Annotated in this window: 11 protein-coding genes; 8 read left to right on the top strand and 3 right to left on the bottom strand. The window is 41.5% G+C overall.

Features of this window, described 5'->3' with window-relative positions:
- The first annotated feature begins 129 nt into the window (after nt 1–129).
- From BMW53_RS18700 to BMW53_RS21040, 5 genes are all read left to right on the top strand, one after another.
- Nucleotides 130–528 carry a hypothetical protein gene (locus tag BMW53_RS18700; protein WP_038558365.1) on the top strand — a complete coding sequence of 133 codons (399 nt, stop codon included), beginning with the start codon at nt 130–132 and terminating at the stop codon, nt 526–528.
- Nucleotides 529–552: 24 nt separating this feature from the next.
- Nucleotides 553–870, top strand: a complete 318-nt coding sequence (locus BMW53_RS18695) for a hypothetical protein (RefSeq protein ID WP_038558368.1) — start codon at nt 553–555, stop codon at nt 868–870.
- Between the two features lie 805 nt (nt 871–1,675).
- Nucleotides 1,676–2,320, top strand: a complete 645-nt coding sequence (locus BMW53_RS18685) for a hypothetical protein (protein WP_139178256.1) — start codon at nt 1,676–1,678, stop codon at nt 2,318–2,320.
- 12 nt (nt 2,321–2,332) lie between these two features.
- Nucleotides 2,333–2,653 carry a hypothetical protein gene (locus BMW53_RS18680; protein WP_038558373.1) on the top strand — a complete coding sequence of 107 codons (321 nt, stop codon included), beginning with the start codon at nt 2,333–2,335 and terminating at the stop codon, nt 2,651–2,653.
- A gap of 54 nt (nt 2,654–2,707) precedes the next feature.
- Nucleotides 2,708–2,971, top strand: coding sequence for a hypothetical protein (locus tag BMW53_RS21040; protein ID WP_157470792.1), 264 nt, complete (start codon nt 2,708–2,710; stop codon nt 2,969–2,971).
- Between the two features lie 646 nt (nt 2,972–3,617).
- Here BMW53_RS21040 and cls read toward each other — a convergent pair.
- Entirely contained in the window at nt 3,618–5,069 is a 1,452-nt protein-coding gene (gene cls, locus BMW53_RS18675; protein ID WP_038558376.1) for a cardiolipin synthase, read from the bottom strand.
- 84 nt (nt 5,070–5,153) lie between these two features.
- On the opposite strand from cls, the gene BMW53_RS18670 reads away from it, so the two are divergent.
- A complete protein-coding gene (locus tag BMW53_RS18670) occupies nt 5,154–5,585 on the top strand; it encodes a DUF6146 family protein (protein ID WP_051567819.1) in 432 nt (143 codons plus the stop codon).
- 642 nt (nt 5,586–6,227) lie between these two features.
- On the opposite strand, the gene ribD is transcribed toward BMW53_RS18670, so the two are convergent.
- A complete protein-coding gene (gene ribD, locus BMW53_RS18665; protein WP_038558378.1) occupies nt 6,228–7,277 on the bottom strand; it encodes a bifunctional diaminohydroxyphosphoribosylaminopyrimidine deaminase/5-amino-6-(5-phosphoribosylamino)uracil reductase RibD in 1,050 nt (349 codons plus the stop codon).
- 40 nt (nt 7,278–7,317) lie between these two features.
- Here ribD and prmC point away from each other — a divergent pair, with 40 nt between their 5' ends.
- Together prmC and BMW53_RS18655 are read left to right on the top strand one after the other, a co-directional pair.
- The gene (prmC, locus tag BMW53_RS18660) at nt 7,318–8,157 is read left to right on the top strand and encodes a peptide chain release factor N(5)-glutamine methyltransferase (protein WP_038558381.1); all 840 of its coding nucleotides are present in this window, start codon (nt 7,318–7,320) and stop codon (nt 8,155–8,157) included.
- 83 nt (nt 8,158–8,240) lie between these two features.
- Nucleotides 8,241–9,308 carry an endonuclease/exonuclease/phosphatase family protein gene (locus tag BMW53_RS18655; protein ID WP_038558383.1) on the top strand — a complete coding sequence of 356 codons (1,068 nt, stop codon included), beginning with the start codon at nt 8,241–8,243 and terminating at the stop codon, nt 9,306–9,308.
- Here the strand turns inward: BMW53_RS18655 and BMW53_RS18650 are convergent.
- Nucleotides 9,302–10,237, bottom strand: coding sequence for a bifunctional riboflavin kinase/FAD synthetase (locus BMW53_RS18650; RefSeq protein ID WP_038558385.1), 936 nt, complete (start codon nt 10,235–10,237; stop codon nt 9,302–9,304). The two genes, BMW53_RS18655 and BMW53_RS18650, sit on opposite strands and share 7 nt — an antisense overlap.
- Nucleotides 10,238–10,301 lie beyond the last annotated feature (64 nt).

The following is a 10,301-nucleotide window of genomic DNA, read 5'->3' as shown; positions in this document are numbered from 1 at the left end:
AAATTGTATTTTTACCCATGTCTAACTTTTTGGTGTGGTAACTCAAAAGTAGACATACCGGGTGGTTCTTTAAAATGTACTGCCCGGTAAATTTTTACCGGACACTAATGTTATACAATACTATTTATTATGAAACCAACAATTTTAAAACTAAGCTTATTTGCCCTGCTCCTGTTATTCGCAGGCGTAGGCTGTGAAGATGATGACCCTACTTGCGCCTGCGGGATTGAAAATCCGCAGGAAAATTTAGAATGGCTCAACCATATCCTGCAAAAAAGATTTTACACCGAGGTATATTCTATCCAATACTTGGGGCAGGAATTTATTGGTGTTTATGATGGCCCTGATGTTATTGATGGTGCTGCTGTTATTTATGCCTGCGATGGCGAACAGTTTTGCGCTTACTGGGGCGAAACTGGGAAATGGACTTGCGATGACATCAATTCCGAAGAATTCTTAACAGCCCTCAACAACAAAGAACTAATATATAAGCAAGAAACAAATCCTTATTGGGAAGAAAATGAATAAAATAAAACAACAAAACAGTTTATTGTGAAAAATAAATACATAATTTTTGGTTTAATCCTTTCTTTAACCTGTTCATTTGCCCATGCACAGCAAGTTATGGTTAAGGAAAAGAAAATAGGGAGCAATGGCACCCCTACATTCCTGCTTTTTGATATCGACAGTACACAATACCAAAAAGGTAACGAAAAGGCAATGTGGAAAGATTACCTGGATATTACTTCCTACGATCAGCTTAAAAAAGTAAAAAGCCATACAGACAAACAAGATGTGGGACACGATGTTTACCAGCAATATTATAAAGGCAAGTGGGTATTATCCTTTCCGGCGGAAACCTGGATTTAGGGAAGCTGCCGTTTTAGCAGGTGATGGTCTCACTTCAAGTGAGGCTATCACTAAATGGCATAAGTATCAGGCAACTCAGGGATGTCATCTTTATATACGTAAAAAATAAAGATGACATCCTTCTAAGTACCATAAGGCAAAAGGCAAAAGGTAAAGGTTCAGCTTTATCTCAAAACTTCTTACTTCGCTTTGTAGAATTTTCCCCTCGTGAGGGGAAATGGCAACAGCCAAAGGGGTAAAGCTGAAGGTTTACATCTTGTCAACTACCTGTTTACCGCAAAAGCGTCAGCTCTTCAGGAGTTCCTTAGGGATGCCATCTTTATCAGTTCTATGTAGAGAAAGATGGCATCCTTCTTTTCCTCTCCACAAAATATGTTATTAATAACGTTAAGCTGAATTATGCTATTTAACATAGGCTCATAATTTTGAAGTTGACCAAAGAAAATATACTTTATTGATTATCCGTTCTATGTCATAATTATTATTTAGCAAGTCATGCTGTCCATCAGCTGACGGATTCAGCATCTCTCGCATCTAATAATCAACTATTTGCAAGAAAGACCCTGAAACAAGTTCAGGGTGACGTGCTGGTTGTGACCAATTGCGGACATCCAATTATACTTTTAAAACACCAATTTATTATATAAACCATTAAGCAGATTACCATGCCACGAGCCCTTTAATTTCATCTTTAAATTCAATCATTAACTAAATTTTGTTCATTAAATAATTGAACAGGAAATTGTATAATAAGTTAATACTGCCTCAAGCATTATTAATCATTAAATCAAAAAAATGTAAAGAAATGGAAAACAAAAAAATTGCCTTATTTATTGGTATACTATGTTTAATTTTTACGGATATTACCAATAGTATAGCTCAAAACTCAACTACAGTTACAAACAAATATGAAATAGCTGTCGACCTTCAGAACTTCTTTTCCGATGGTACCCCCGATAAAGTGTTGTTTAAACTAAACAATATTAAAGATAACCAAATAAAAGGGGCTTATCGCTTTGGGTTGGGTTACGGATATTATTCCTATGAAAGAAAGGGAAAATACGGTGAAGAAGAATATGAAACATGGGACGAAAATAAAAGGAAAAGATTTCAATTAGTATTTGGTTATGAAAAACAAAAAAGGTTAAACACACTTGTTTTGTATTATGGAGTTGATTTTAAAACAATAATTAATTTTTATGAGGAAGTTCCCGAACAATCAGTAGATCTAATGGGAGAAGACAATTATTACGAGCTAGGCCTTAATCCCTTTGTTGGTCTTACTGTGCCGTTAGCTCCTCATCTCTCTACATCCTTTGAAGCCGGCCTTGAGAATTATTTTTATCGCTTTAAAGCCGATGTCGGCAAGGATAATAATTATACAAAAGATTATGTATTTAACTCTTCACTTCGTCTTCCCTATAGTTTAACCATAAATTATTTTTTTTAAAATACACAGAATATGAATAACAAATTGTATTTAACAATTATATGTTTCTTATTCGCAAGTTATTTTGCAAAATCAGAAACAATCACAATATCTAAAGGCTCTAATACCCCGCTGCCGCGCGATTGTATCGCGTGGTTTTCAAACAATAGCGAGGAATCCGGAGAAACTGTTACCAAACATCAAATTAGTTCGATGACAGCCGTGCGCAGCGATTTGGAACAGGCAATAAAAGACCTGCTCGAAATCCTTCCGGGTTACTACCGAATGACCAACAACGAAGCGCTTGGAACAGTGCTTCCGAAAATAAAAGAACTGATCGACCGCACGGTATAGTAATCAGGCACAGTATTCAGTTTTCAGTAAAAAAGATTCCATCTCTGCAAAAAGATGGAATCTTTTGTTTTTAGTAAAATTTTCAATCGTTTTAAAGACCTTGAAGCGTTTATTTTCCTGGATATCAATTCGTTTATCCCTTCTCAAAAGCTACGGTGTACACGCAACTATTTTAGGGGGCCTGCTTTACAATCGACTTTTAATATGCGGCGCAAGGTAGCGGTGTATTTCAAAAACCGGCAGCAGTTGCGCCTTTGTCATTTTTCTCTTCTCTCCCCCGGGCTGCGCTCCCTGCGGGTGCTTCCCCCGGGCTATTGATTACGCACCCTTGGTGCTTAAAGCCCCGAAGCGGGCGCCGGGTAAAAGATCGATAAAAAAAATCGTTCGGCGTCTAAAATTGATTAGAATTGGTCAGCTTGTTCCGAACGAAAAATCGTTACAAATTCATTTGAAAATGGGAATATTTAAGTTGTGTGTACACCGTAGTTCCCAAAAGGGAGCGAATAGATTTTCTCTGCTATAATCGCGGGTTGATCGTTACTTTCCAGACCTTAAAGGTTTTTAAAACCTTGAAGGTCTTTGTTTTTGTAATAAACCGTAAGACGCTGAAATATAAGCTCTGGTAAATCTGCGGCTAACAACTTTTTCCGTCAGATTGCCAGCTGCAACTCAGCGAGAGCTTACTTTTCCCTTAAGAAATGCTCTTGCAACTTAGCGAGAGGGAAATTTTCGCAAAAGATTTGTCCCTGCAGTTCTGCGACTACTAACTTTTTATGTAAGGTAAGCCCCCGCCACTCTGCAACTGGCAACTTTTCACGCCGGATAACTCCGCACAAACCTGCACGGAATAATCAGATGTGAAATTTTATTGGTTGCCGTCAACCAGTTTACAGTTTACAGACGCAGTTTCCAGTATCCGGCATCGAATATCAAGCATCCAGTATCGAGCATCCCGCATCTCTTCTTAAAACATCGGGCTAATAATATGCGCCAACGATTCGCGAATTTTATCAAAGAGTGGTCGTTTGCGCCATTCCCGGTATCGTACTTCGCGGCAGTATTGTAAATCCGATAAAAAGTGTTCTTCCAGTTCGTTGGTGAATTCTTTTTGGTAGATAAAAGCATTGGCTTCAAAGTTGGTTTCGAAACTGCGGAAGTCGAAATTACTGGTTCCTACACTCGATATACTATCATCAACCAGCAGGTATTTACTGTGAATAAACCCTTTCTGGTAAAGATAAATGCGCACACCGGCTTCAAGCAACTCTTCCACATACGAAAACGAGCACCATCTGGAGAGCGAAGCATCCGATTTTTCGGGAATAATAATGCGCACATCAATCTGGCTGAGTGCTGCGGTTTTCAGCGCTTCTTTTAATTCCGGCGGAGGCATCAGGTAGGGCGTAACTATATGAATTCGTTTTCGTGCCGTAGTAATGGCAGCAAAAAAGCCCTGTTCAATACTCTTCCAGCTGTAATCGGGGCCACTTGCCGATACCTGTACCGGAACGCCCGGGGCATCGGAAAGGGGAGGAAAGTACCGGTAGCCGTAAAGGTTTTGTTTGGTAATGAAATACCAGTCGGCAGCAAAAATAACCTGAAGCGTGGTGGCTGCATCGCCGCCAATTTGCAGGTGAGTATCGCGCCAGTGCCCCAGTCCTTTCATGCCCTCAACGTAGCGGTCGGCAATGTTTATACCACCAATAAATCCCGTTTTCCCATCAATAACAATAATTTTTCGGTGGTTGCGGTAATTCACCCGCGAGGTAAACCGGGGAAAACGAACTTCCATAAAAGGGTAAATTTCTATGTCGTTAGCCTGCAATTCGCGAAAAAACTTCCGGGTTAGTCCCCAGCTGCCCACATCGTCAACAATAATGCGGACTTCAACACCTTCCTTCCTTTTTTTAATCAGAATATCCTTTATTTTATTCCCGATTTTGTCATCGGCAAAAATGTAATATTCCATGTGAATATGGTGCCTGGCTTTTTCAATGGCCTCAATAATTCTGTCGAATGTTTGCTGCCCGTCAACCAGTAAATGCAGCTTGTTTCCGGTGGTAAGCAACGAGTCGGAATTATTTAGTAAAAGCCGGATAAGTGGGGCCTGATGCTGCAATCCGGCCTGCGAAATAAGCTTGTTTTGTTCGATGTTTTTTAACTGCTCGGCACTTAGCCGGCGCATAGCTTTCAGGCTTTTTATTCCGCGCCGCGAAAACATTTTTCGTTTGCGGTACTCCTGCCCGAAAACGAGGTAGAAGATCATTCCAAGAATGGGGATCAGAATCAGCACTAATATCCAGGCGGCGGTTTTAAATGGCGATCTTTTTTCCAAAATAATCATCAGGGCAACCGGAATTGCCGTAATAAGAAAGATCAGATAAAACCAGTTCCAGAATTCACTCCAATCAGACATATTTTGTTTATTTGTACTGGTAAATTTCGAAAATTAATTTGAGTAAAAACAATATTCACTTCATATTCGTAGTTAAAGGTAGCGATGAAAAAAACAAAATACATATTACTGTGGATATTCGTTGGGGGAGCCGTGTTTTTGTATGCCTGTTCGGGTACAAAACAAGTTACTGAAAGCCAGAACTCAAGTGTTGAGGTAACGGGAACAGACAGTGTAGAGTATGATGTGGAAACATTTAATGCGAATTTCGATATTTGGTATCAGCGGCAAAATACACTGGCCAGCTATCGGTCGCAATCGTATTACGAAACCTGGAACCGGCAATATGTGAGTGCGTGGAATGCAAAATGTGCATCACCATCGCCAAACTGGAATTTTGAACCTGTTGTTGGCTACGATCCTGCCGAGGATTACGGTTTTGAGATGAACCATAAATTGTTCTACTACTTTATGTACGTGGAAAACGTGCTGAAAAAGCAGATTATGCCCGGAGGCCCGCACGTAACGTTTAACTAGCAGGATTCATTAGGTTCCCGCAGAGAACCAAATGAAATGGTTCTTTCCATAAATATTCTTGACAAGCATAAGAAACAGGCTTTTGCCCTATCGGACGGATTTTACTCTTTGGCTTAGCCCAAATAGTAAACAGAAAACCCAAGGCTGCGCCTGCCTCACTCGGAAAAGCTACGCGATGCCGACTAAAATTCCTGAAACTCGTCGTACCTCCTCAAACATCAGTAATTTTTTAACGCCGTCACCGCTTGTTTTCCGGCTCACCAGCCGAGGCCAGGCTTTGATGTGGCTGACGATACGTTTGTGGACGGCCTCTTTTGGGCTTTGCCCGAAGTTGAAACGAGCAAAGCAAAAACTTGCATTGTATGTAAGGCAATCATTTTGCGAGTTAAATCGAATGCCTTAAAAATTAACAATATAATGAGATAAATAAAACTTTAGTGAGAGCGGGAAGCTCCGAGGGATCGAGGAGATCACCCGTCCGAACTTAGGTTTTATAAAAACGTAGGGTGAAGACAAAAAGCAGCCTTGCCTTTTTTGCTTCGTTTTTGTGGTAAGACAAAAATGAAGGCCGCCGGCAGGCCGCAAATCATTATATTTTTAGTGTCGCCCCATAATTGTAATTCCCTACAATCTCAGGTGATTCTAACCAGCCGTATTTCGGTAAACGACCAGTTTGTCTTTCCCGATTGATTCCGATTGCCCGGATGTTGCCGGCAGCGATGGAGCTTTTATGCCGCTGCCAAATTGTGTATGCCCGGTATAAACATGCGCTTCGTCCCACAACCCTGCATCGATAAAAGTTTTAAGCAGTTGTTCTCCGCCTTCAACAATCAGCGAGAGTATATTTTTTTGATGAAGCACTTTCAAAATTTGTGGAAGAAGCTGATCGGTGAAATCAATTTTAATGAATTCAGTGTTTTTATAGCTGTGATTTTCAAGTCCGTTAAAAACAATTGTTTCGGTTGAATTGTCGAACAAGTTCAGTTTTTTATTCAAACGTAGCTGGCGGTCTAACACAATACGCATGGGGTTTTTCCCTTTTATCAGTCGTACGGTTAGCGACGGATTATCTTTCTCAGCCGTATTGGTTCCCACCATAATGGCATCTTCTTCGGCCCGCATTTGATGCACCCGCAACAATGCCCGCGGCCCGGTAATCCAGGTCGGTTCGCCGTAGTCTTCGGCACTTCGGTCTTTATCAATAAAGCCATCAGAGGTTTGCGCCCATTTCAGCAAAATGTATGGCCGTTGTTTTTGATGAAAGGTAAAAAAGCGGCGGTTCAACTCGTCGCACTCGTTTTTCAGAACACCTGTTTTTACTTCAATACCGGCATTTTTTAGTCGTTCAATTCCTTTTCCGGCCACTTTGGCAAACGGATCGATACTGCCAATTACCACGCGCGGAATTTGTTTCTGAATGATCAGATCGGAACAGGGTGGTGTTAACCCGTAATGAGCGCAGGGTTCCAACGAAACGAAAATGGTACTTTCTTTCAGTTTTGCTGCATCGGTAACCGAGTTTATGGCGTTTACTTCGGCATGCGCCTGCCCGTGTTTCTGGTGAAATCCTTCGCCGATAATCCGGTCGGAATGAACAATAACGCAGCCAACCATCGGGTTTGGCGAAACATGTCCGGCACCCATTCGGGCCAGCTCGATACAACGAGCCATGTATTTTTCTTCGGTTGTCATTTTAAAGGAAAGACTAAATTTGCAGCAACAAAAGTACACAATGCAGAAAACTATTCAATATATCCGGGCAGAATTGGCGCCGTTTTATCCCGAAACCGAAATTGCCGGGTTTGTACAAATGATAATGAATAGCGTGTTGGGTTTGTCATATACGCAAATGATTCTGGAAAAAGACCGGGTGTTGGAAAACTCTGAATCCGACCAAATAAAAGCGATTGTTGAGCGGTTGAAAATCCACGAACCCATTCAATACATTTTGGGTGTGGCCGAATTTTGTGGATTAGAGTTGAACGTACAACCGGGCGTTCTGATACCGCGACCGGAAACCGAGGAGCTGGTCGATTGGATCTGTAAAACTGAAATTCCTGCTTCTGCAAAAATCCTGGATATTGGCACGGGAAGTGGCTGTATTCCGCTGGCACTAAAAAATGAGCTTCCCGCAGCGGAGGTGATGGCTGTTGATGTGTCGGAAAAGGCATTGTCAATCGCTGCCGAAAACGCACAAAAACATCAGCTGGAGGTGGCATTTGAGCTCGCCGATATTTTAAAGTGGGAGGAACGCTCGTGGCCGCTGTTTGATGTGATTGTGAGCAATCCGCCCTATGTGATGGAACGCGAAAAAAAGCTAATGGAAGCCAATGTGTTGGAGCACGAACCCGAATTAGCTTTGTTTGTAAGCGATACCGACCCGTTGATTTTTTACCGCGCCATTGCACAGTTTGCTTCAAAACAATTAAACGAAAGTGGCTTTCTGTTTTTCGAGATCAACGAAAACCTGGGAGACGAAATGGTGGACTTGGTTAAGCAGTTGGGATTTAAGTCGATAGAATTGCGCCGCGATTTGAACGGAAAAAACCGTATGCTCCGATGTCAAAAATAAACGGTTTCTGCATCATGAAAATGAATTTTTAGCGTTAAATATTGCGAACGATTTTTTATTTTGCAGTTAACTAAATCAACATTGTGAGAAAAGCACTCCGTAACATATTGTTTCTTGTTAATAGTCTTTTGGCGCTGGCCCTGGAGGTATCGTACCTTTCGGTGTACATCGCGCCCGATAAGTATTGGCTGCCGTCCTTATTCGGAATGGCTTATCCGTTTTTGCTGGGTGGAAATCTTCTGTTTATTGTACTCTGGATTTTATTTAAACCGCGTTACGCCTTGTTATCGGTGGCAATGGTGTTGATTGGTTGGGGCTATTTTACGCGTTTTATGCAGCTAAAGGGCAAAAGTAGCGAAGAGGCCAACATTAAAGTTGTTTCGTATAATGTTAAACATTTTGTGGCCGATACCAGCGGAACGCAGAAAGAAAATGCAACAAAGATCATCTCATTTTTGGCCGGTCAGAAAGCTGATATTATTTGTTTGCAGGAAGCCCGTTTGCGTAAGAACAGCATTTTTAATCTTGCCCAAACCGTACAAGACCTGGAATCGATAAAACACTACCAGTTTGCACGGTCGAGCACAACTTACGGTTCGGTTACCATGACCCGCTATCCGATTATTGATATGGGCGAAATACGATTTGAAAATTCAAGAAATATTACCATTTATACCGATGTTTTGATCGACTCGGACACGGTTCGTATTTTCAATATTCATTTACAATCGTATCATATCGACCCATCGAAGTATTCAATTATTGAATCGCCGGGAATAAACGAGGAAAAAGATATTGAAGAGGTGAAAGAAATGAGCGCCAAGTTTCGCGAGGCTTTTCAGTTGCGTGCCGAGCAGGTGCGCGAAATTCGTAAATACATCAATGAGTCACCTCATAACGTAATTGTTTGCGGCGATTTTAACGATACCCCGGTTTCTTTCTCGTACCATACTTTAGCCGATGGTTTAAGCGATGCATTTGTTAATTCGGGGCGGGGGATAGGACGTACCTACATCGGTAAGTTGCCTTCGTTTCGTATTGATTATATTTTGCATGGCGACCGGTTTGAGTCGTACAATTTTGAAACACTCGATTACCGCATGTCCGATCATTTGCCAATAAGCTGTAGTTTGTTAATGAAAGATCAGTAGTGGGAAAGAAGTTTTTGAGCTACTTGTTTGTCTGATTTCAGTTGCTCCACCAAAGCGTCAACACCGGCGAATTTCTGCTCTTCCCTGATTTTGTCGATAAAAATCAGCGTAACATCATCGCCATACATATCGCCCGAAAAATCAAAAATATTCACTTCTATACTTCGGTTGTCGGCATTGTTGTTAAAGGTAGGGCGCGTGCCTATGTTCAGCATACCTTTATACTGTTTGTCTTCCATTTCAACTAAAACAGCATAAACGCCGTAGCCCGGAATAATTTTGTATTTATCTGAAGCCTCAATGTTTGCCGTGGGGAAACCCAGTTTGCGGCCCAGTTGCATGCCTTTTACAACGGTTCCGTGCAAAGTAAACGCGTAACCCAGGTATTGGTTGGCCTTTTTTATATCGCCCGATTGCAGTGCAGCCCTTATTTTTGTTGAACTTACTTTTTCGGCTTCAACCGAGAGTGCATCGGTTTTTTTAACCGTAAAATTGTTCTTTTCGGCACAGGCCAGCAGGTACTCGTAGCCGCCCTCGCGGTTTTTGCCAAAGCGGTGGTCGTAGCCCACAACCAAACAACGGGTGCCAATTTTATTCACCAAAATATCTTTTACAAAATCGGTGTACGATAGCTCGGCAAATTCTTTGTTAAAGGGATAAATAATCAGGTGATCGACTCCAAACTTTTCGAATAACTTAATTTTCTCCTCCTTGGTGGTCAGCAACCGCAGGCTTTTTTCGTTGGGCGAAGTAACAATTCGCGGATGCGGGTAAAAAGTAAAGATCACCGTTTCGCCATTCATTTCTTTGGCCAGTTGCTGCAGTTCTTCAACAACCGATTGATGTCCTTTGTGCAGCCCATCGAATGTACCAATGGTTACTACAGGGTTGGTGGCATTAAAATCGTCGAGCGAATAATGGATCTTCACTGGTTTTGTATAAATGTTTTGCGCTACAAACCTATTGAAAATTTTAAAGCTATTAAAGTGGGTA

It is taken from the genome of Draconibacterium orientale (assembly GCF_900111425.1).
Classification (GTDB): Bacteria; Bacteroidota; Bacteroidia; order Bacteroidales; family Prolixibacteraceae; genus Draconibacterium; species Draconibacterium orientale.
Note: the sequence above shows the minus strand (reverse complement) of the source record. Positions and strands in the feature narration are given on the sequence as shown.

Bases quoted from the DNA above. Each gene is read 5' to 3' on its own strand.
- prmC (WP_038558381.1), top strand. From the start codon at position 7,318: ATGCAGAAAACTATTCAATATATCCGGGCAGAATTGGCGCCGTTTTAT.
- BMW53_RS21040 (WP_157470792.1), top strand. From the start codon at position 2,708: ATGGAATCTTTTGTTTTTAGTAAAATTTTCAATCGTTTTAAAGACCTT.
- BMW53_RS18680 (WP_038558373.1), top strand. From the start codon at position 2,333: ATGAATAACAAATTGTATTTAACAATTATATGTTTCTTATTCGCAAGT.
- ribD (WP_038558378.1), bottom strand. From the start codon at position 7,277: ATGACAACCGAAGAAAAATACATGGCTCGTTGTATCGAGCTGGCCCGA.
- BMW53_RS18685 (WP_139178256.1), top strand. From the start codon at position 1,676: ATGGAAAACAAAAAAATTGCCTTATTTATTGGTATACTATGTTTAATT.
- BMW53_RS18700 (WP_038558365.1), top strand. From the start codon at position 130: ATGAAACCAACAATTTTAAAACTAAGCTTATTTGCCCTGCTCCTGTTA.
- BMW53_RS18670 (WP_051567819.1), top strand. From the start codon at position 5,154: ATGAAAAAAACAAAATACATATTACTGTGGATATTCGTTGGGGGAGCC.
- cls (WP_038558376.1), bottom strand. From the start codon at position 5,069: ATGTCTGATTGGAGTGAATTCTGGAACTGGTTTTATCTGATCTTTCTT.